Source organism: Acidobacteriaceae bacterium (genome assembly GCA_028283655.1).
Taxonomy (GTDB): domain Bacteria; phylum Acidobacteriota; class Terriglobia; order Terriglobales; family Acidobacteriaceae; genus Granulicella.
The window spans coordinates 2862481-2882400 of sequence record JAPWKE010000003.1 but is presented as its reverse complement, the minus strand read 5'-3'; the positions used below and the strand labels follow the sequence as shown (position 1 = coordinate 2882400).

Annotated in this window: 16 protein-coding genes and 1 pseudogene; 13 read left to right on the top strand and 4 right to left on the bottom strand. The window is 62.2% G+C overall.

The window, feature by feature from the left end; translation table 11 throughout:
- Positions 1 to 104: 104 nt before the first annotated feature.
- Positions 105 to 1256 carry a GTPase ObgE gene (gene obgE, locus PW792_14965; GenBank protein ID MDE1163222.1) on the bottom strand — a complete coding sequence of 384 codons (1152 nt, stop codon included), beginning with the start codon at positions 1254 to 1256 and terminating at the stop codon, positions 105 to 107.
- 261 nt (positions 1257 to 1517) lie between these two features.
- On the opposite strand from obgE, the gene PW792_14960 reads away from it, so the two are divergent.
- Both PW792_14960 and PW792_14955 read left to right on the top strand, forming a co-directional pair.
- Positions 1518 to 4592: a TonB-dependent receptor gene (locus PW792_14960; GenBank protein MDE1163221.1), complete on the top strand. Its 3075-nt coding sequence runs from the start codon at positions 1518 to 1520 to the stop codon at positions 4590 to 4592.
- Positions 4593 to 4729: 137 nt separating this feature from the next.
- Positions 4730 to 5716, top strand: coding sequence for a VTT domain-containing protein (locus tag PW792_14955; protein ID MDE1163220.1), 987 nt, complete (start codon positions 4730 to 4732; stop codon positions 5714 to 5716).
- Positions 5717 to 5803: 87 nt separating this feature from the next.
- Here PW792_14955 and PW792_14950 read toward each other — a convergent pair whose 3' ends face one another.
- On the bottom strand, positions 5804 to 7012 hold the full coding sequence (locus tag PW792_14950; GenBank protein ID MDE1163219.1) for a geranylgeranyl reductase family protein: 1209 nt from the start codon (positions 7010 to 7012) through the stop codon (positions 5804 to 5806).
- 244 nt (positions 7013 to 7256) lie between these two features.
- Here PW792_14950 and PW792_14945 point away from each other — a divergent pair, with 244 nt between their 5' ends.
- Positions 7257 to 8882: a GGDEF domain-containing protein gene (locus PW792_14945; protein ID MDE1163218.1), complete on the top strand. Its 1626-nt coding sequence runs from the start codon at positions 7257 to 7259 to the stop codon at positions 8880 to 8882.
- Positions 8883 to 8887: 5 nt separating this feature from the next.
- Here the strand turns inward: PW792_14945 and PW792_14940 are convergent, their stop codons facing one another.
- Entirely contained in the window at positions 8888 to 9958 is a 1071-nt protein-coding gene (locus PW792_14940) for an LLM class flavin-dependent oxidoreductase (protein MDE1163217.1), read from the bottom strand.
- A 164-nt stretch (positions 9959 to 10122) separates the two neighbouring features.
- Here PW792_14940 and PW792_14935 point away from each other — a divergent pair, with 164 nt between their 5' ends.
- From PW792_14935 to PW792_14915, 5 genes are all read left to right on the top strand, one after another.
- Entirely contained in the window at positions 10123 to 11715 is a 1593-nt protein-coding gene (locus tag PW792_14935) for a hypothetical protein (protein MDE1163216.1), read from the top strand.
- 83 nt (positions 11716 to 11798) lie between these two features.
- Complete coding sequence (locus PW792_14930) at positions 11799 to 13055, top strand: group 1 glycosyl transferase (GenBank protein ID MDE1163215.1); 1257 nt, start codon at positions 11799 to 11801, stop codon at positions 13053 to 13055.
- 6 nt (positions 13056 to 13061) lie between these two features.
- Positions 13062 to 13982: a glycosyltransferase family 9 protein gene (locus PW792_14925; protein MDE1163214.1), complete on the top strand. Its 921-nt coding sequence runs from the start codon at positions 13062 to 13064 to the stop codon at positions 13980 to 13982.
- Positions 13983 to 13989: 7 nt separating this feature from the next.
- Positions 13990 to 14133: a hypothetical protein gene (locus tag PW792_14920; protein MDE1163213.1), complete on the top strand. Its 144-nt coding sequence runs from the start codon at positions 13990 to 13992 to the stop codon at positions 14131 to 14133.
- Positions 14133 to 14681 (top strand): HAD family hydrolase, encoded by a 549-nt coding sequence (locus tag PW792_14915; protein ID MDE1163212.1) that lies wholly within the window; start codon positions 14133 to 14135, stop codon positions 14679 to 14681. Before PW792_14920 ends, PW792_14915 begins: the two co-directional genes overlap by 1 nt.
- A 108-nt stretch (positions 14682 to 14789) precedes the next feature.
- Here the strand turns inward: PW792_14915 and rfbC are convergent, their stop codons facing one another.
- Positions 14790 to 15347 (bottom strand): dTDP-4-dehydrorhamnose 3,5-epimerase, encoded by a 558-nt coding sequence (gene rfbC / locus PW792_14910; protein MDE1163211.1) that lies wholly within the window; start codon positions 15345 to 15347, stop codon positions 14790 to 14792.
- A 416-nt stretch (positions 15348 to 15763) separates the two neighbouring features.
- Here rfbC and PW792_14905 point away from each other — a divergent pair, with 416 nt between their 5' ends.
- The 5 genes and pseudogenes from PW792_14905 (at position 15764) to gatA (ending at position 19762) form a co-directional block, all read left to right on the top strand.
- Positions 15764 to 16363 carry a sugar transferase gene (locus PW792_14905; protein MDE1163210.1) on the top strand — a complete coding sequence of 200 codons (600 nt, stop codon included), beginning with the start codon at positions 15764 to 15766 and terminating at the stop codon, positions 16361 to 16363.
- 25 nt (positions 16364 to 16388) lie between these two features.
- The gene (locus tag PW792_14900; protein ID MDE1163209.1) at positions 16389 to 17540 is read left to right on the top strand and encodes a glycosyltransferase; all 1152 of its coding nucleotides are present in this window, start codon (positions 16389 to 16391) and stop codon (positions 17538 to 17540) included.
- On the top strand, positions 17537 to 17833 hold the full coding sequence (locus tag PW792_14895; protein MDE1163208.1) for a DciA family protein: 297 nt from the start codon (positions 17537 to 17539) through the stop codon (positions 17831 to 17833). Before PW792_14900 ends, PW792_14895 begins: the two co-directional genes overlap by 4 nt.
- A 32-nt stretch (positions 17834 to 17865) precedes the next feature.
- Positions 17866 to 18213 (top strand): Asp-tRNA(Asn)/Glu-tRNA(Gln) amidotransferase subunit GatC, encoded by a 348-nt coding sequence (gene gatC / locus PW792_14890; GenBank protein MDE1163207.1) that lies wholly within the window; start codon positions 17866 to 17868, stop codon positions 18211 to 18213.
- An 81-nt stretch (positions 18214 to 18294) separates the two neighbouring features.
- Positions 18295 to 19762, top strand: a pseudogene (gatA, locus tag PW792_14885) (Asp-tRNA(Asn)/Glu-tRNA(Gln) amidotransferase subunit GatA).
- Positions 19763 to 19920: the final 158 nt, after the last annotated feature.

Here is a 19920-nt window from a genome sequence, read left to right as displayed (position 1 = left end):
TCTTCTTTGTGGGCTGCTATACCGCTAGATGGTAAGCGCAAAATTTCTGTAAGAACGAACGGCGAGCCCCAGGGGCTCGCCGTTCTTGTTTTGTGCGTGAGGCGCTATTTGGTGCGGCTGCCGCGAGCGTTGGGGGCTGGCGGCGGATACGCCGGTTTGCGGCGCACTGGCTTTTCGATCGCAGGCTCGACCTTCGACATGGCGGTGAGGTCGATGGTGCGGTGCATGGCGACGGCTTCGGCCATGGCAAACTTCAGCTTCTCGATGCCTTCGCCGCTGACGGCGGAGATCTGGTAGAAGGGCAGCTTGCGGCGCTTGGCCATCGCGCTCAGCTTCTTCAGCTTCTCCGGGTTGGCGGAGTCGATCTTGGTGGCGACGACGATCGTCGGCTTGGCGGCGAGCGCAGGGTCGAAGCTCTTCAGCTCGGCGGTGATCACCTTGAAGTTTTCGACAGGATCAGCTGTTTCACCTTCTGCCAAAGCGGCATCGGTGGTGATCGCGGTGTCCGAAACGTCGACGAGATGCACGAGGACGCTGGTGCGCTCAATGTGCTTGAGGAACTGCACACCGAGACCTGCGCCAAGGTGCGCGCCTTCGATGAGTCCGGGGATATCGGCTACCGTGAACGACTGCTCGTAAGGGAAGTCGCCGATCTGCACAACGCCGAGGTTGGGCTCGAGCGTGGTGAAGGCGTAGTTGGCGATCTTGGGCTTTGCGGCCGAGATACGCGAGATCAGCGTCGATTTGCCGACGTTGGGGAAGCCGACGAGGCCGGCGTCTGCAAGCAGGCGGAGTTCGAGGCGGTAGTTGCGGGCTTCGCCGGGGCGGCCGAGTTCGTGCTCGCGCGGGGCCTGGTGGGTGGAGGTGGCGAAGTGCTGGTTGCCACGCCCGCCGCGACCGCCGCGGGCGATGACAAGTTCTTCACCGGGTGCCTGGAAGTCGAAGACCTGCGCGCCGGTCTCTTCGTCGTAAAGGACGGTACCGACGGGAACGTTGAGCACGAGTTGCTTGCCGGTGTATCCGCTCATGTTGGAGCCAAGGCCGTGCTCGCCGCGCTCGCTCTTGTGCTCCGGATTGAAGCGGAAGTGGACGAGCGTGTTGTGCATGGCGGAGGAGCGCATGACGATATCACCGCCGTGGCCGCCGTCGCCACCGGATGGGCCGCCGCGAGGGACGAACTTTTCACGGCGAAACGCCATACAACCGTTGCCGCCGTCGCCGGCCTTAATGCGGATTCGTGCTTCATCGATGAACATGCGGGGAACTCCAGGCAGAAATGCTTCAACATACAGTGTACTTTGCCAAAGAGATTTGGGTGGTTTGGTTTGTTGTGTGGGGAGAGCAAGAGAAAGAAGACGCCAGGACTCGAAGACCGCAACGTTTTGCCAGGAAAGGGCGAGAGGCCATGAGTCCTGGGGCCTTTCCTCTTGCCGCTTGGGGCAGATCGCGATAGCTTGGGGGAACTTCCTCTGTGTTTCGAGTGCCCCGGCTCACCTGCTTCCGGGGCGGAGTGTGTTTTGCGTCCTGAGCGATGGAAATGGGTGGCGGAGTGTGTGCTGGCGGCGGTGGGACTGCTCTCCGGCTGCGGGACGGCGCACGAAGATGTTGCCGCGCCGCAGATTCTTGTGGGCGAGAGCTCCGTGAGGTTGGACGAGGTTCCGCTGCGCGATGCGGCGTGGAGCACGGCGTTGGAGCTGGATGCAGGGATGCGCGAAGCGACGGTGGCAGAGCGGAGCGATGATCCTGACCATGTGACGGCGGCCGAGGTGGGCCGTGGGCAGGTGGTGGACGCGGCGAGCGGGTTGAGCGCGGCGGGGTTGGCGACGACGGCAAACTCCGTGACGTTGGATGGGCTGTCGGCGTTGCAGAGCTTTCGGGCCGGGACCCGCGGAGCCGCTGCAGGGGGCATTCGGACAGGGGCGATGTTTGGCGTTGGCGCGGTGCAGAGCGTGCGGGTGATGCCGCGCTCGTTTGCCGCGGATGCTGCTGGAGCCGGTGGGGCGATCGCAGTCTCGACGCGCGGGGGTGGAGAGCGTCTGCACGGGGCCATGTTTGCGTTGACGAGACAGAGCGTGTGGGCTGCAACGAATCCGTACTCGCTGGTGACGCGGTACAACCAGGGTGCGCCGACGTTGGAGTGGGTAAAGCCGAAGGATGCGAACGTGCAGCTTGGTGGCAGTGTGGGCGGCCCACTGGCGTTTCGCGGTGTGCCGTCGGGCTGGCGCAGGAAAGTGAACGCGTTCGGCTCGCTGGAGCTGCAGTGGCGGAGCTTTCCGGTGGTGGCGTCGCCGGAGTCGGCGACGTTCTTTGCCCTGTCCGCGACGCAGCGGGCGTTGTTGGGGACGCGTGGCGTCTCTGTGACGGCGGCAAACAGTGCGTTGGAGTATGTGGACAGCTTGCTGGGTGAGGTGCCGAGGAGTTCGACGCGAGTCCTTGGGTTTGCGCGGTTGGATGCGCGGTTGAGCGAGCGGGATCGGCTGACGGTGGGATTTGTAGGCAACAGGTTTTCGTCGCCAGCGGGAACGTACTACGCGAGCCGGTCGGACGCGGTCATGCCTCGCGGCCGGGGCAGCGTGGGAGATGCGACGGTGGAGATCACGGCCTGGACGGGCGCGTGGATACATCGCTTTTCACGAGCGTGGGGGAATGACCTGCGCGGTCAGTGGGCGCGGGACCTGGAGTTTGAGCAGCCGCGCGCGCCTTTGGCGCAGGAGCCTGCGGTCGGGCCGGGAGGATATGCGCCGCAGGTCTCGATGGAGCCGGAAGGCTTTGCGTATGGCACTCCGGCATCGCTGGGGAGGACGGCGTATCCCGACGAGCATCGCGTACAGCTAGCCGACACGCTGAGCTGGCAGCGTGGACGTGTGCTGTGGCGAGTGGGTGGAGACTGGAGCCGGGTTCAGGACCGCATTGCATCGACGAGCAATGTCGAGGGAACGTTTCGCTACTCGAGCGGCGAGACAAGCGGCAAGGCGGGTGGGTTCGTCGATTGGATCACGGACTATACGTTCAACGTGAACGCGTATCCAAATGCGGCTTGCCCTAGCATCACGGCGAGCGTTCACCGGTTCTGTTTTTCGAGCTATACGCAGAGCTTTGGAGCGCAGCAGACCGAGTTTGCAACGCACGAAGTGGCAGGCTTTGCCGATACAAGTTGGCAGGCAACGAAGCGGCTGAGCGTGAACGCGGGTGTGCGCGGCGAGTACGTGTTGCTGCCTGTTCCGCAGCAGCCGAATAGCGTATTGAATGCGGCACTGCGACAGCTTGAGGATGAGCGGGTGGGTTCGACGGCGGTGTTTCCTGAAGACCGTAATAACTTTGGGCCGCGAGTTGGCGCGGTGTGGAGAGCACCGCTGGGGCTGAGCGTTCGTGCCGGGTATGGTGTGTTCTTTGGGAGATTGCCAGGTGCAATGTTGCGTGCGGCGTTGACGGAGAACGCGCTGGCAACGGGGATTCGCACGACGCGGATCACGCCGAAGACCGAAGTGCTGTGCCCGCAAAGTACGACGGTGAGCTTTGGCTACCCGTGCTCGTTTGTAACTGCTCCACCTGGGGCTGTGGCGCAGACAGCGCGGGCGATGGTCTTTTCGCAGCGCTTTCGTTTGCCTGCGGTGCAGCGGTTCACGCTGTCGGTAGAACGGCCGCTGGGTAAGCGGTGGAGTTTGCAGCTTGCGTACGCGGGTGTGATAGCGACGCAGTTGCCGGGGAGCGTGGATTTGAACGTGTCTCCTGTGGCCACGATGACAACGTTTCAGTTGCAGGGTGGCGATGGCTGGCGCGGGCTGCGTAGCGGTGAGATGTTTGCTGTGCCGATGTATGCGACGCGCAGGCTCAGCGGATACGGGCCGATCACGGCGATCACGTCGCGCAGCAACGCGACGTTTCATGCGCTGGAGGCGAACGTGCATGGGCGCTGGAGAACGTTGCAGGTGCGAGGGAGCTACGCATGGTCGCACGCTATGGATTACAACCCGCTGATGGGCGCGACGCCGCGAACGATGACGCAGTTCGACCCTTTTCACGAGGGCTATGACAAGGGCCGGTCGGCGTTGGATTACACGCACCACTTTGCCGGGGCGATGGTGTGGCGGACAGCTTCGCGAGCACAGGTGCGCTGGCGGCGCGAGGTGTTGAGCGGCTGGACGGTGAGCGCGATTGGTACGGCGGGGAGTGGCGCGCCTTACTCGTACATGGTCGATGGCGGGTCGGAGTTGTCGGGCGGTAGCGAGTCGATGAACGGCGCTGGTGGAGCGCGGTATCTGCCGACGGTGGGGAGGAATACGCTGCGGCTGCCTGCTCGCGGGAAGCTGGATCTTCGTCTGTCACGAGGGTTTGCGCTGGGCTCTCGCTGCCGGGTGGAGGGCTTTGCCGAGGGCTTCAATATGCTGAACTCGCGCAATAGTACCAGCGTGGAGACGCGGGCGTTTCTGGTGGGCGATGCCGCCAACGGCGTGACGCCGCTGGTCTTTCAGGACGCAGCCGCGCTGGGGGCTGAGGGGGAGGCAGGCACCGCATTCGGGCAGGTTACGTCGTCGACGAGCGGGCTGACGCGGGAGCGGCAGGTGGAGTTTGGCGTGCGGGTGATGTTCTGAGCGCCAGAGCTCAGGTTCAGACGATAGAAGCCTTCATTCTGTTGCAGAAATGGTGCAGCGAAGACGCGAGGGCGGAAGTTTGCATCCTAGCGAAGAAGAACACTTTTTTGCCCCCGGTCAGGAGTCTTGAAGACGCTATGAACCTGTTCGAAGCCATTGCCCACCATGGATATACGGCGACGGCTGTTGTTTTCTTTCTGGCGTCGTGTGGGCTGCCGCTGCCGCTGAGCGTGGTACTGCTGACGGCAGGAGCGTTTGCGCATGCGGGGGTGCTTTCCTATCCGGTGGTGATCGTATGTGCCGCTGCGGCGGCGCTGTGTGGCGATACGCTGATGTACTTCGGCGGCCGCTACACCGGATGGTGGCTACTGGCGGGGCTTTGCCGCCTGAGCATGAATCCGGAGACGTGCGTCTTCGGTTCAGCGCGCTCGTTCTATAAGCGTGGACCGAAGGTTCTGCTGTTTGCGAAGTTTGTCCCAGGGTTGGGGACGGTGGCGGCTCCGCTGGCTGGAAGTCTGAATATGCGGGTGACGCGTTTCCTGCGGCTGGATGCCTGCGGTGAGTTGTTTTATGCAACGGCGTGGACGACCGCAGGTTTTGTCTTCGCACCGATCCTACGTCGCGTGACGGAGTGGGTGGTGCAGGCCGGGCACATTACGGCGGCGATGATCTTCGGCGCGCTGTTGCTGTATCTGCTCTATGTACTGCTGAGCTCGTTGCGGGACACTCGTTTTTCTTCGGTGGAACGTATTGCCGCGGTGGAGCTGCATGATCTGATCCGCAGGAGCAACGGGCATGAGCGCGTGATGGTGATCGCGGACGTACGCTCGCACGGCTACTATGACCCGAACGCGATGCGAATCAAGAACTCGATTCGCATTGAACCGAACCGTCTTCGTGAAGAGGTCGTGGCGCTGCGGGAGTTTATGGAGCCGGAGTGCGACATCTACCTCTACTGCTCCTGCGCGCGAGATGCGACGAGCGTGCGCGTGGCGAAGCTGCTGGAAGCAGAGAACTGCCATACGAAGGTGATTCGCGGCGGACTGAAGGCGTGGATCAAGGCCGGTGGGCCGTTGGAGCCCGTTCCCGCGGGTGAGGTCGAGCATCTGCCGCGGTTTGATTAGGACAGAGCGGTCTAGAGCGCAGAGCTAAAAGTCGGCCATGGCTTGTCGGTATTGTTGTTGCTCCACTCCACCCTCAGCCACCTGCTTTTACGACGCCAGCTTTGCCAGCGCCGCAAGCAGCTTTGTTCCGCCGAGGCCGTCGGCGTAGGTCTTCAGCACAAGGTTGCGGAGCAGCGGCCAGCGCATCACTTTGAAGCCCCGAGCAGGTTCGCGATAGAACGCGAGCGCGGCGCGGTGGGAGAAGGCCAGCGTCTGCTGCAGCGGCTTCAGGTGATGGGCGTAGCCCTGGGCGATGGCGTGCGGAGCGCCGAGGATGCCTGCGGCCGCAGCTTGCCCACTGACGACGGCGGAGTGGATACCTTCTCCTGTGAGCGGGTCGACAAGACCGGCGGCGTCGCCGACGAGCAGCACGCGGCCCTGCGGAGTGTAGCGATGGCCGCCCATCCCCAGGTACTGGCCGGTGACTTCGGCGGGGAGTGCTACGCCCAGTTTTGTGCGAGTGTACTCAGCGAGTAAGGCTCGGGTGACGAGTTTGAGCTTGGCGGCGGTGGGGTCGTCGTCGGGAGCGAACGCTCCGACGCCGATGTTGACGTGGTCACCCTTGGGGAAGAGCCAGCCGTAGCCTCCGGCGATAGGGGCAAAGTCGAAGACGAGGTCGCGGGGCGCGTCACCCTGCGGGAGCATGGCCGGCAGAGCGGCGTAAGGCACGGTGGCTTCGAGGGCGAAGCCGCGCTGGTACCAGGTGGGCTCGGTGCCGGTGGGCAGCGAAGTTTGCGTGGAGAGGCGGCGGGTCTGGCCGTTGGAGCCGTCGGCGCCGATGAGCGCGGAGGCGGTAAAGGTACGCGGGCCGTTCTCGGTCGCGACGATGAGGGTGACGTGGTCGCTCTGCTCATCGAGCAGGGTGATGCCTTCGATCTTCAGCCACTCGACGGAACCGCCTTTGGCTCCGGCGGCGAGCGTTTGTTCGAGGCAGAAGGCGTCGAAGCGTTCGCGCACGGCCATGGCGGCTATGGGCGTTTTGCTGCGAACGCGGATCTCGTGAGACTTGTCGGCGATTGTCCCCGAAGTAGCGCGCTGGAGGACGATCTCGTCGCAACGGTACTCGACGATGGGGTCGACGGTGTAGCGGAGTGCGTCGAGGGTCTTGCGGGTGAGTCCGCAGGCGCAGGCCTTGGGGCGTGGGAAGTGGCGTTTGTCGAGCAGGAGAACACGCTTGCCCGCGCGGGCGAGGTCAAAGGCGGCGGCGCAGCCTGCCGGGCCGGAGCCGGCGATGAGGACGTCGTAGGGAAATGCCATGCAGAAGCTAGTTTACTTGGGCTACAGGAAGCGAAGTGAAAGGAGCGCAGTGGGCGTCGTGCTTGAGGCGCTGGAGTGTTTTCAAAGAGGGCTTCCTGCTGTCCTTTTGCCTTGGATTGAGCCGATAAACAAGGATTTGATGGGAGGAAGAAGACGTCGCAGCGCGAGCAAGAAAGCGGGGTTGTTTCTGCGGGAAACTGATGTAGGATTGCGGTTCACCAAAGCGTGACATGCGGGAGTTTGGATGAGCGAGCAACGAGCCGATTCGATCTCTCCGGTAGTGGGCCCTCTTTCCTTGTGGTCCTCCGAGTTCTTGTGGTGGAAGGCGCTGCTTGTACTGCTGGCGCTTGTGCCCTTATTGACGCCGTTACTCTCCCCTAATGATGACGGGGCTTTTATGTATCCCTACATGACTGCGGTGAAGTTTCTGGCTGCAGGTGTCTGCTTCTTTGCCGCGCAGAGGTTTCCTTCGGCACGCTTTCATTGGCGAGTGGCAGGTTTCGCCTTTGCTGCCTCGGCGCTCGGTTATGTCCCTTCGTTCTGCAGGCCTTCAAGTTGGTTTCCTGCGGCTTCTCAGGCGGCCGTGGGGCAGTGGTGTCCTTCCATCGCACTTTGCGGATGCTGGATAGCCGTTTCGTTTCCCCGCAAGGTGACGAATGCGTCCATTCGTTTTTTCGACATAACGCTTTTCCTGCTAAGCCTGTTTGTCCTTGAAATCGGGCAACACGTGCACCTGAACGTGAAGTACGGCACGCTGGCAATGGAGTTGGGCTTTTTATTGTCGCTTCTCATTGCGCTGGTGGCTCAGGCAAACAGGACAGTCAATACGGCGTCGCATCTGAACGCATTCTTTAGAGTGCTGACGATTTTCTTATGGTCAGAAACCGCAATGCTTTTCCTCGTCAACCTGGTTGATTACACCTGGCTGCCGAAGCCATACGTTTTGCTTTCTGATCTGCTGTGCCCGCTGGCAACGCTCTTGTTTTGTGCCTTTGTTTTTGACGCGGCACCGATTACCTGCAAGCGAGCCGTTGCGCCGGACAGCCTCAGGATTGAGAATGCCCAGGCAAGCATCCTGGTGGTTGCGAGTATCCTGCTGGCCTTCTACTGCTGGCATGGCCGACCGATGGCTTGTGGCGTTTTTATCGCGGTGGTTGTTGCCTGCTACGTGGCACGAACCACGATGTTGCAGAGATGGTTGCTGCGCGAGTGCAGTGAAAACGAAGCGCGGGCGATCTATATGGAGACGCTGGCCACGCATGATCCTCTTACGGGCATCGGGAACCGCAGATCTTTTGAGCAGACAACGCAAACGTATCTGGCGACCACGCACTCACCGCAGATCGCGGTGATGCTGGTGGATGCGGACAAATTCAAAGGCATCAATGATGCCTTTGGGCACCATGCAGGGGATGCAGTGCTTTGCCGGATCGCAGAAGTTTTGCAGCAAACGGCACAAGCGAACGCTGGTGGTTGTTGTGCGAGGTTTGGCGGAGATGAGTTTGCGTTGATGCTGCTCAATGTGACGGTGGACGAAGCTACGCGCGTGGCCGAGATGGTGAGGCTCTCCGTTACAAGTTCGCCGCTCAATCCTTATCGCACGGAAGATGCTGTCCTTCACGAAGCGATGGAGATGGCCACGGTCAGCATTGGAGTGGCCGTGCTTGAGAAGCATCGACTGGGGCTGAGCGAGCTTCTTCGCTGGGCTGACACCGCGCTCTACAGCGCGAAAGAGGAAGGTCGAGACCGCGCGCGAGTGATCGACCTGATGGCTGTCATCGAGAACGGCAGCTTATCGCTGCTGAACTATCTTCCACGCGTGGGCCGACAGCGGCCTGCGCAGGTCTGGCCCGGCAGTATTACGTCCTGATCGGGCTAAAGCTCGAAGGCTTCAGCGAGCAGGGAGTAGCTGCGTTTGCGGGCTTCGTGGGAGTGCGTGATGGTGTTGACGATGAGCTCGTTGAGCTCCAACTCGCGGGCGATGCGGAGGAGCTCGTCGCGTACCTTGTCCGGTGTGCCAACGACGTAGCGGGGGAACTCGGTTTCGGGCTCGTCGAGTTTGCCGGTGGTGATGGGCCAGAGCGGGTTCGAGGGCGCGGCTGGTGAGGTGTTCAACTCGCGGAGAGCGTCGTCGGGTGTGGCGACGGGGCGGCGGTCATCCTGGCGGATGCGGCGTTGTAAGAGGCGCACGCTGGCGTGAAGGTAGTCGGCCTCCTCCTGCGTCGGTGCAACGATGGCACCAATAGCGATGGTGGCTTCGGGTTTGGCGAGCTTATCGTTGGCTGTGAAATTGCGCTGGTAGTAAGTGATTGCCTCACGCGTGCCTTGGGCGGAGAAGAAGTGGGCGAAGGCGTACGGCAGTCCCTCTTGCGAAGCCGTTACCGACGACCACATGGACGAGCCGAGTAGCCAGAGGCGCGGCTGGATGGGCGAGTCGGGCGCGACGTGAATCCGCGAGAAAGGGTGTGGGCCACGGGCGTCCTTGTAGTTCTCCCAGCGGGTGTTGTCGATGAAGGCGCGGAGCTCGGCGAGTTGCTGCGGAAAGTCGTCCTTGGCGGGGCTTTCGCGGTCGCGCTTCAGGGCGAAGGCTTCAAGTTGGCCGCCGCCGGGAGCGCGGCCGATGCCGAGGTCGATGCGGTCACCGAACATGGCGGTGAGGGTGCGGAAGAGCTCGGCGACCTTGAGCGGCGAGTAGTGCGGCAGCATGACGCCGCCGGAGCCGATGCGGATGTTCTTCGTGAACGAGGCGGCGCGGGTGATGAGCAGCTCTGGGGCGGTGCAGGCGAGCAGGTCCATCGCGTGGTGCTCGCTGTACCAGAGCCGCGTGTAGCCGAGCTGGTCGATGTGCTGCGCGAGGTCGAGAGAGTTGGCGAGCGCGTCGGAGGGCGTGAAGCCATCGGGGACGGGCGTCTGGTCGAGCACGGAGAGTCGGATCGGCGATGCCATACATCTCATTGGAGTCGTCAGGTGGAGAGAAAGGTGCAACCTGGCTCTGTCTTGTAGGCTGTTCGCCGCGCTGCCTCGTCTTTGTCGTTGACGAGCAGGTATGGGGATGAGTCAAAGTAGGGTGAAGCCTTTGTCGTTTTAGAGTCCTGGAGGGACGTCACGCCATGAGTACAAGAGCTATTGTGTGTTTGATGGCCGTGGTGTGTCTGGGGGGCATGGCCGCCGCGCAGGATTCGTCGGTGAAGGACACCGCGACCTCGGCGCTGGAGCATGGCCGACTGACGGTGTGGATCGTTCACCCTGCCCATGCGGGCTGGAGCGGCGACCCGAGTGGTTCGGTGGAGTTCAATGTGACGCTGCCCACAACGGTGCAGGAGCAGACCGCGGGCAGCTTCGGAAAGAACGCCAGCGATACGGGGCAGACAGCTTCAACCTATGGCGCGAACGCCAGCGACGTGGGTACGTCGGCCAGCAACGTGGGCCAGACAGCGGGCTCGGCTGGAACGGACCCTGGCAGCTTTGGGCGACCTTCCAGTGAGGTCGGGCAGACGGCGGGAAGCTACGGGCAGACGGCTTCGAGCTACGGCGAGACTGTGGCATCGCTGAGCTCAGGAAACTCGACGAACCCATCTGGCCTGAAGCTGAGCCATCATCATGCTGAGTCTTGGGACCGGCTGGTGAGCAGGCTTCATGCGGACTTTCCGGGACTCGATGTTCGCATGGAGGACGTGCAGGAAGAAGATCTTGTGGCTTCTCTGCGAGGATCTGTGGGAACGAGCGATGCACCCGATGTCCTGGTAGGTGAGCCGCTGCCTTGGAAGTGGGCGCAGATGGGCTCGGGGGCGGGCTGGCACTTTGTGCTGGCTCCGATGGGTGCGACGAAGTTTCCGGTGCAGGTGGAAGGCTCCGGGATCGGGCTGGATAGCAGCATCGCCCCGTGGAAGCCCGAGGTGGCGATTGTGTCGCGGACACCGCACCCCAAGCTGGCGCGTGGTTTTGCGGTGTGGCTGGCTGACGGTGGTCGTTGCCAGATGTGTGCGGTGGGTGTGGGCCCTGCGCAGCAGGCGGTGGCCGATGCAGCCCTGGCGACCGTGCGGAGTGTATTGAGCAACGGTTTGCCGGACGCCCACGTGGACAAGCTCTACGCGCGCAGTGATGCGGAGGTGACTCGTGCCGCGGCGGTGCAGGGCACTCACCCTGTGTCGCTGGAGGGGCTGCATGTCCGCACCGACCTGATGGAGCTGTATGCCAATGACCGGCTGGCGGTGGCGGAAGTACGCGGCGTCTTGGAGGCCTCCAGCGGCTTTGGCGTGCTGCACTCCTTTGTCGTGGCGCGCGCCGATGCTGCGGGCAAGTGGAACGTGCTGCAGGTAACGTCGAGTATGACGCTGGGGATGGCGCGCACAGCGCTGGATCTGGTGCGCCCTTTTGCCGAAGATATGGATGATCCCGGCGACCCGAAGCCGGTTTCGCAGGCTGCTCCTGCAGAGAACGCGGTGGTCTCCGGGCGTCCTGAACTCTGGTGGGACAACCACGACGGCGCTCAGTTAGAGGTGGTGGAGTGGCAGATCGGCGCGCCGGGGCACTGGGCGGGCTCGCGTCTGTTCTTTGTGCCGGATCGCGGGATCCATCTGCGCACACGGGCGACGGCAGACTTTGCGACGGAGACGGGGACGTATCGGTGGCGCGTCTGGTCTGTGGGGCAGGGCGGGGTGCTGGTGTTGACGCCTTGGCGAGGCTTTCGAGTCGATCATTGATTGCGTGGTGGTATCAAAATCGCAATGGAAGTATCTCTATCGTTCGATGTGAGATGCGGGTTGTGACGGTAGACTAACGGCTGATGAATCGAGCCGCCTGCACCATCGTTTCGCCAAACTATCTTGCCTATGCGTATGTCCTGGCCGAGTCGTATCTGCGTGCTCATCCCGGACATCGTTTCTTCGTGTTGATCGTTGCTAACCTGACCGATGCCACGCCATTTAGTGGGCATGGGTTTGAGCCCGTGATGCTGGGCGAGATCGGCGTGGCGAACCTGCACGCTGAGGCGATGAAGTACGACATCCTGGAGCTGAATACGAACGTGAAGCCTGCGTTCATGCTCCACCTGCTTGCAAAGCATGGGCTGGATACGCTGGTCTACCTCGACCCGGACATCTTTGTGTACTCTCCGCTGTCGCCTGTCTTTGAGGCGCTGGATGCAGGCGCAAGCGCTGTTCTAACGCCGCACATGACGACGCCGGTGTGGGACGGCAAACAGCCGGGTGAGCAGGATCTTCTCTTCAACGGAACGTATAACCTCGGCTTCGTCGCGGTCTCTGGTTCTGAGGAGTCGCGCAAGCTGCTGTCGTGGTGGGATGTGCGCTGCCTGGAGGCTGGCTTCAGCGAAGGCCGAACTGGCTTGTTTGTCGACCAGAAGTGGATGAACCTTGTACCGGGGTTGTTTGCCGACGTCTTCATCACGAGGGATGCGGGGCTGAACATGGCGTATTGGAACCTGCATGAACGCAGGCTGATGGACACGCCTGAAGGCTTTGCTGTCGAGAACCCTGTGAGCGGGCTGACCCCGCTGCGGTTCTATCACTTCTCCGGAGTTGTGGTCACGGATGAAGCGGTGCTCTCGAAGCATACGAACCGCTTCACGCTGGCAGGACGGCCCGACGTGGTGCGTTTGTTTGCCGAATACAAAGCTGCCGTTCGTGCGGCGAAGGTGGCTGTGGCGAAGGCCGAGGCATTGCCTTATGGGTTCGATGCTTTGACCGACGGGACGACCGTGACGCGGCTGGCTCGCAGGCTTTATGCGGCGCACCAGAAGCACTTCGTGGGCAGCGATCCTTTTGATAGCAACGGAGCTTTTGCGGCGTTTGCGAAGGAGCAGAAGCTTGTGGCAGGCGTCGTGGCTCCGGCGAAGGAGACGTGGAAGGACTTCAACCCGCGTGACCGTCGTGTGGACATGGTGCACAAGCTGCTGGGCTGGGCGCTGAAGCTGGTAGGGCCGCATAAGTATGAGCTGTTGATGCGGTATCTCGGACACATCTCCGTGCTGCGCAATCAGTCTGTGTTTCTGCGTGACAGCCGCTGGCCCGAAGAAGGGAAGTAGCCGCCGATGCCGCGTGCGCTTGTCGTAAAGCTAGGAGCGATTGGCGACGTCGTCATGGCGATCCCCGGAGCGCGCGCCCTGCAGGAGCAGGGCTGGACGATTGACTGGGTATGCGGTCGCGCTGCGGCGCAGGTGCTTCGCCTTTATGGCTGGATCAATGTGCTCGAGGTGGACGACAAGGCGCTGCTGGGTGGAAAGCCTGCGGCGATTCTTGCGTTGTGGCGAAGGCTTCTGGCCCAACGATATGACCTGGTGGCGACGCTTTATTACGACAGCCGATATCGCGTGCTGACGCTGCCGGTGCGGGCGAAGCGGAAGTTTTTGCTGTCGGCTACGGAGCGCGAGTTTTCGCTGCTGCCCGGTCGGCACCATACGGACGAGTATGCGCGGCTGCTGCTGGGGCGTAAGGATGATGTCCTGCCGCAGCAGTTGGCTCCTGTGCTGCCGGATACGTTGCCGGAGAGCCCACTGGCGCGTGTCGCGGGCAAGGCCCGGGTGGTGATGGTGGCGGCTGGTGCTCGCAATGCGTTGCGTGACGATGCGCTGCGCCGCTGGCCGGTGGAGAGCTATGTGGCCGTGGCGCGGGAACTGATCGCTCGCGGACATGAAGTGGTGCTGGCGGGCGGGCCGGACGATCGCTGGGCTTCGGAACACTTTGCGTCGCTGGGTGTGGTGGATGTGACGGCGAAGTTTGCGTTGCCGGAGACGATTGCCTTGTTCGCCAGCGCGGATGTGGTTTGCACGCACGACACCGGGCCGCTGCACCTGGCGGGCATCACGCAGGCGGGTATCGTAGCGGTGTTTGGGCCGGTGGATCCGCGCGGGCGTTTGCCACAGCGGCATAACTCCGTGGCGCTACTGGGGCGGGGAAGGCTTTGCCTGCAGACCCTGCTACGACGGGCGCGATTACGCGGCGTGCAGCGATAACAAGTGCATGCAGCAAATCACTCCGGCGATGGTGGTGGGAGAGATTGAAGTGCTGCTGAAGGCTCGGCGCGACGGGCAACCCGTGCTGCCGAGAGTGCGCGTGCCGAAGCACACCGCGCCGCAGCAACTGGTGCAATTGGGAGAGGTTTGATGGGCGAACGTGCGTTATTTCTGGACCGCGACGGTGTGGTGAACCACGAGGTCGGGTATCTGTATCGCAGCGAGGATGTCCGCTGGGTCGATGGGATCTTTCCGCTGGTGCGCACGGCGATGGAGCTTGGGTACCGGACGGTCGTCGTCACCAACCAGAGCGGTATCGCGCGCGGGTATTACACCGAAGCGCAGTTTCATACGCTGATGGACTGGATGCGTGCGGAGTTTGCGGCCGAAGGCGCACGTTTAGATGCGGTGTACTACTGCCCGTTTCATCCTCGCCAGGGTGTAGGGGAGTACCAGAGGGAGAGCGATGACCGCAAGCCTGGGCCGGGGATGCTGCTGCGCGCGGCACAGGACCACGGACTCGATCTGTCGCGATCCGTGATGGTTGGGGACCGCTGCTCGGACGTGGGTGCGGCGAACGCAGCGGGGCTGCGCCAGGCGTTTCTCATCCGGGGCACGGAGCCCGAGGCGTGTGCGGGCGACTCGATCACGATCGACTCGCTGGCTGAAATGGAGCAATGGCTGCGCGAACAGGGGTAGCGCGGTAACGATGTAAGGAAAGGCGAGCAAGAGCAAGGAAGCAGGAAGGGATGAATCGTCATCCACATCCTGCTCTCCTGCTTCCTCGCCTTTCCTTGTTTCCTTTGCTTACTCGGGCAGTTCGGCTTCGGAGAGCAGTTTGCCGATGGCGTCCTTGCCGGAGACGGAGACGTCGAGCCCCTCGAGCGGCCAGGTAATGGCGAGCTTGGGGTCGTTCCAGACAAGGCAGCGTTCGCCTGCGGGATAGTAGCCGCGCGTGGTCTTGTAGAGGACTTCGGCTGTCTCGGAGAGGACGAGGAAGCCGTGGGCAAACCCTTCGGGAATCCACAGCATTTCCAGCGCGCCGTCGTCGGTTACGGGCTTGAGGTGGAAGCCTGCCCACTGGCCGAACTGGGGCGAAGACTGGCGAATGTCGACGGCAACGTCCCAAATGTGGCCGCTGAGCACGCGCACCAGCTTACCCTGGGGCTCGCCGAGCTGATAATGCAGACCGCGGAGGACGCCACGGGTGGAAAACGACTGGTTGTCCTGCACAAACTGTGCCGGGAGCCCTGCCGCTTCAAAACGCATTGCGTTATAAGTTTCGGTGAACCAGCCGCGGGCATCGCCGAACTTTTGAGGGCGGAGCAGCTTGACGTCAGACAGCGTTGTATCCAGAACTTGCATCGAACTAGATTAGAGCAATATTTGCGTAACTCTAGAACGTAGTTGCGTCCTGTAGGATTTGTCTGCCCAGGACGTGCGAGTGTTCAAAAAAATAACGTTAGGTGATATCAGACGACACCACCTCAGTCTAGGAATTCAGTCCAGCCCCATACAATTGAGGCTAGATTAAATAAAACCTGTTTCTCCTTCACTCTTCTCTTGTACCTAAAGCTTGTAATTTGAGTGGCCGTTGAAACCCAACTGATCTGGCTGTCAATTTTTGGAGAATGCTGTCGCCTATGGCTTTACATGAACAGCACACAGAGAGCAGCAGTACTGTAGGGCGTTTGTACGATTCAGATTCCGCCATACCCGTCTACGCGCCTAAGCGCGTACGTATAGCTTCGACTCCCCGAAGCTTCTTTCGTTACCGTATTGTGAAGCGATTTTTTGATGTTGCAGTGGTTCTCGCGATTTCGCCTGTGTTGGTTCCTGTCGTCGTGGTGATCGCTGCGGCAATACGCTTGACCTCACCCGGCCCGATTTTCTTCTTTCATCGCCGCATTCGCTCGCATGGCGACTTCTTCTCTATGTGGAAGTTTCGGACGATGTGCGTGAACTCCGCAGAGGTGCTCGACCAGTACCTGAAGGCGCATCCAGAAGCCCGGGCAGAGTGGCTGCATACGCACAAATTGCAGAATGATCCGCGCGTGACGCGCGTGGGCTCCTTCCTCCGTCGTACTTCGCTGGATGAGTTGCCGCAGCTTTGGAACGTTCTGACGGGCTCGATGAGTCTGGTGGGGCCGCGTCCCATCGTAGCGACTGAGGTCGAGAAGTATGGCGATTCGTTTGCGGACTACTCGGCCGTAACGCCGGGAATTACCGGTCTGTGGCAGGTCTCGGGGCGTTCGCGCACCACGTATGCCGAGCGGGTTGAGCTGGATCGCAGCTATGCGCGCAACTGGTCTTTCCGCGGCGACTTGATGATTCTGGTGCGTACCGTGACGTCTGTCGTCAACCAGGACGGCGCGTACTAAGCGCCTTTCGCGTACTCTGAACCCTGTGCGGATTGCCGTAGTTCATCACTGGTTTGTCACGCGGGGCGGCGGAGAGCGCGTCGCGGAGTGCATTGCTGCGCTCTTTCCTTCGGCGGAGATTTTTACCCTGGTAGCCGGACCGGCGGGAACGCCGGAGAGCTTTGCCGGGCGTAAGCTGCATACTTCCTTTCTGCAGAAACTGCCCCTGGCTAGAACGAATCACAGGCATTTTCTGCCACTGTATCCGCAGGCTGCGGAGTCGCTGGACCTGCGCGGCTTCGATCTGGTTCTGTCGTCGGACTCTGGCCCCGTAAAAGGCGTTCGGCTGGACGCGGGAGCGCGTCATATCTGCTACTGCCACTCACCGATGCGCTATCTGTGGGACGGTTTTGCGCAGTACCGGGCCGCCATGGGCACGGTGACCGGTGCGGCGTTTACGCTGACGGCTCCTCGGGTGCGTCGCTGGGACCACAGAGCGGCCCAGCGGGTGACGTGGTTTCTGGCCAACTCGGCGTACGTGGCCGATCGCATTGCGCGCTGCTATGACAAGCCGAGCGAGGTAATTCATCCCCCGATTGATCTCCACCGAGCGCCGCTGACGCTGGATGCGCCGGTCGGGGAAGCGTATCTGTGCGCGGGGCGGCTGGTTTCCTACAAACGGACGGAGTTGCTGATCGAGGCGTGCCGCAAGCTCGGCCGCAAGCTGCGTGTGGCGGGTGCCGGACCGGAGCTGGAAAAGCTGAAAGCGCTGGCCGCGGGCGATAGCCAGATTGAGTTTCTGGGCGAGCTGCCGACGGCGGAGCTTTGGGGCGAGTTTGCGCGTTGCCGGGCGCTATTGTTTGCAGCAGATGAAGACTTCGGGATGATTCCGCTGGAGGCGCAGGCTTGTGGGCGGCCGGTGATCGCGTACGGTGCGGGCGGGTCGCTGGAGACGGTAAAGGCTCCGGAGACCGGCACGTACTTTGGCGAGCAGACCCCTGAGTCCGTGGCCGAGGCGATTCTGCGCTGGGAAGCCGAAGGCGAGCCAGTGTTTGCGCCTTCTGCGGCGCGAGCGTGGGCGGAAAGCTTTGCGACTCCGCTATTTCTGGCGCGCTATCGAGAGTTTGTGCTGGCCCATGTGCCGGAGGCGGCGGCTATGGCCGTGACGGTGGAGCAGGCGATGAAGGTGTTGCGATGAGCCTGAACCGAATGCGTGACGTGCTGCGCGATTCGCTGGCGAAGAGCCTGCGCGATCTTGCGGAAGAAGACAGGCTGGTGGCGGCGTGGCAGGTGGTCTGCGGCGCCGCGCTGGCCGCACATGGCGAGGTGATGCGCCTGGACGCGGAGAGCGTGCTGCACGTGCGGGTGGACACGGCGCAGTGGTTTACCGAGTTTCTGGACAGGCGTTCGCAACTGGCCAAGGACCTGGGCCGGGTCGCGGGAGTGAAGGTGGCCGGGATACACTTCGAAGAGGCGCGTCGCGTCCGGTGAGCCGGGCTGCGGGCCCAAGGATAAAGATAACGATGAGTGAATCGAGCATTGAGTCGAGCAGCAGCGGCGCGGTATCGCTGGAAGAAGTGCGCCATGTGGCGCAGCTTGCCAACGTGGAGCTGACGGCCGAAGAACTGCCTCGCATGGCAAAGGATTTGAACGCGGTGCTGGGCTACATTGCCGAGCTGAACGAACTGGACGTAACGGGTGTGCCCGCAATGGCGCAGGCCAGTGAGGTGCTCGGCCTGGCACCCGCAACGCATGGCGAAACGCTGCGTGTCGATGCGGTGAAGCCTTCGGTAGACCGCGCTGCGGTGATGGCCGAGGCCCCGGAGAGCGATGGCCGCTTCTTTAAGGTTCCGAAGGTGATTGAGCGCTAGGCGCTCTCGACGGCTTCGATTGATAACGCGGCTCTGCCGCAACTTCCCCAGGCCTACTGGCCACGAGCAAAGTTTCCTCTGATGAACGGACCTCATACCGAACTCGAAACACTGTCGCTCTCTGCGGCTCGCGAACGCGTAGCTGCCGGAACTATTTCTGCGCGCGCGCTTGCGGAGCAGCATTATGAGCGCATCGCCGCCATTGACCCGCGTGAGAACGATGGCCTGAACACGTATCTTGCTCTGACCAAAGAGCGCGCCTTCGCGCAGGCGGAGAAGATCGACGCTGCTGCCAAGGCAGGCGAAGCACTCGGCCCGCTGGCCGGTGTGCCGATCGGCGTAAAAGATGTGCTGACGATGGTGGGCGCGCCTGCGACGGCGTCGTCGAAGATTTTGAAGGGCTACCATCCGCCGTATGACGCGACGGTTGTGTCGAAGCTCGAAGCTGCTGGCGCAGTGTTGCTGGGCAAGCTGAACTGCGATGAGTTCGCGATGGGCTCGTCGAATGAGAACTCGGCGTACGGCCCGGTGAAGAATCCGAAGGCTCTGGACCGTGTTCCGGGTGGCTCGTCGGGTGGCTCGGCTGCGGCTGTCGCTGCCGGGTTGTGCGTGGCTTCGCTGGGTACGGACACAGGCGGCTCGATCCGCCAGCCTGCGGCGTTTTGCGATGTGGTCGGTGTGTTGCCGACGTACGGCCGCGTACTCGCGTTTCGGTTTGATTGCGTTTGCTTCGTCGCTGGATCGCGTGGGCCCGTTTACGCGTTCGGTGGCGGACGCCGCTACGATGCTGGGCGTGCTGGCCGGGCCGGATGGCAAGGATGCGACCGCGTCCGAGCAGCCGGTGGTGGATTACAGCGCAGAGTTGGCGAAGCCGGTGAGCGGGCTGAAGGTTGGCGTTCCTGCCGAGTACTTCGGCGAAGGTCTTGATCCGGAGATTCGCGCGGCGATTGAGAAGTCGCTGGACGATCTGCGAGTTGCGGGATGCACGGTCGAAACCGTTGCGCTCCCGCACACGAAGTACGCCGTACCGACGTACTACGTTCTGGCGACGGCGGAGGCGAGCTCCAACCTTTCGCGCTTCGATGGTGTGCGCTTTGGGCTGCGTGCCGCAGAGGCGAACACGCTGGCGTCGATGTATCAGCACTCGCGCGATGAGGGCTTTGGCGCAGAGGTGAAGCGCCGCATCCTGCTGGGCACGTACGTGCTTTCGGCGGGCTACTATGACGCGTACTATCGCAAGGCGCAGCAGGTGCGTACGCTGCTGGCTCGCGACTTCCTCTCGGCGTTCGAGACGGTTGATGCGATTGTGTGCCCCGTGACCCCGACGCCTGCGTTCAAGCTGGGCGAGAAGACGGATGATCCGCTGAAGATGTACCTCGAGGACATCTACTCGGTGGCGGCGTCGCTGGCGGGTATCTGCGGCATGAGCGTTCCGGCAGGCTACACGTCGGCGGGTCTGCCGATCGGTGTGCAGGTGCTGGCGAAGCACTTCAATGAAGCGACGATGCTGCGTGTGGGGGCGGCGATCGAGGCTGGTCAGAAGGCCTAGCTGTTGACGATGTACGGAAAGGGCGCGGCTTCGGCTGCGCCCTTTTTGCGGCTGAATGCAGCAAAGAAGATGGCACGGCGCTAAGGCCGCTAAGCTTCGCCACGTAAAGACAAAAACGAAATGAGCGGTAGCTCCGCAGCTTCGAGGACGATGCGCGC

What these genes read in the sequence shown, in the direction of transcription:
- gatC (MDE1163207.1), top strand. Translation starts at nt 17,866, where the DNA reads ATGAGTGAATCGAGCATTGAGTCGAGCAGCAGCGGCGCGGTATCGCTG.
- PW792_14930 (MDE1163215.1), top strand. Translation starts at nt 11,799, where the DNA reads ATGAATCGAGCCGCCTGCACCATCGTTTCGCCAAACTATCTTGCCTAT.
- obgE (MDE1163222.1), bottom strand. Translation starts at nt 1,256, where the DNA reads ATGTTCATCGATGAAGCACGAATCCGCATTAAGGCCGGCGACGGCGGC.
- PW792_14940 (MDE1163217.1), bottom strand. Translation starts at nt 9,958, where the DNA reads ATGGCATCGCCGATCCGACTCTCCGTGCTCGACCAGACGCCCGTCCCC.
- PW792_14935 (MDE1163216.1), top strand. Translation starts at nt 10,123, where the DNA reads ATGAGTACAAGAGCTATTGTGTGTTTGATGGCCGTGGTGTGTCTGGGG.
- PW792_14920 (MDE1163213.1), top strand. Translation starts at nt 13,990, where the DNA reads ATGCAGCAAATCACTCCGGCGATGGTGGTGGGAGAGATTGAAGTGCTG.
- rfbC (MDE1163211.1), bottom strand. Translation starts at nt 15,347, where the DNA reads ATGCAAGTTCTGGATACAACGCTGTCTGACGTCAAGCTGCTCCGCCCT.
- PW792_14945 (MDE1163218.1), top strand. Translation starts at nt 7,257, where the DNA reads ATGAGCGAGCAACGAGCCGATTCGATCTCTCCGGTAGTGGGCCCTCTT.
- PW792_14925 (MDE1163214.1), top strand. Translation starts at nt 13,062, where the DNA reads ATGCCGCGTGCGCTTGTCGTAAAGCTAGGAGCGATTGGCGACGTCGTC.
- PW792_14895 (MDE1163208.1), top strand. Translation starts at nt 17,537, where the DNA reads ATGAGCCTGAACCGAATGCGTGACGTGCTGCGCGATTCGCTGGCGAAG.
- PW792_14915 (MDE1163212.1), top strand. Translation starts at nt 14,133, where the DNA reads ATGGGCGAACGTGCGTTATTTCTGGACCGCGACGGTGTGGTGAACCAC.
- PW792_14955 (MDE1163220.1), top strand. Translation starts at nt 4,730, where the DNA reads ATGAACCTGTTCGAAGCCATTGCCCACCATGGATATACGGCGACGGCT.
- PW792_14950 (MDE1163219.1), bottom strand. Translation starts at nt 7,012, where the DNA reads ATGGCATTTCCCTACGACGTCCTCATCGCCGGCTCCGGCCCGGCAGGC.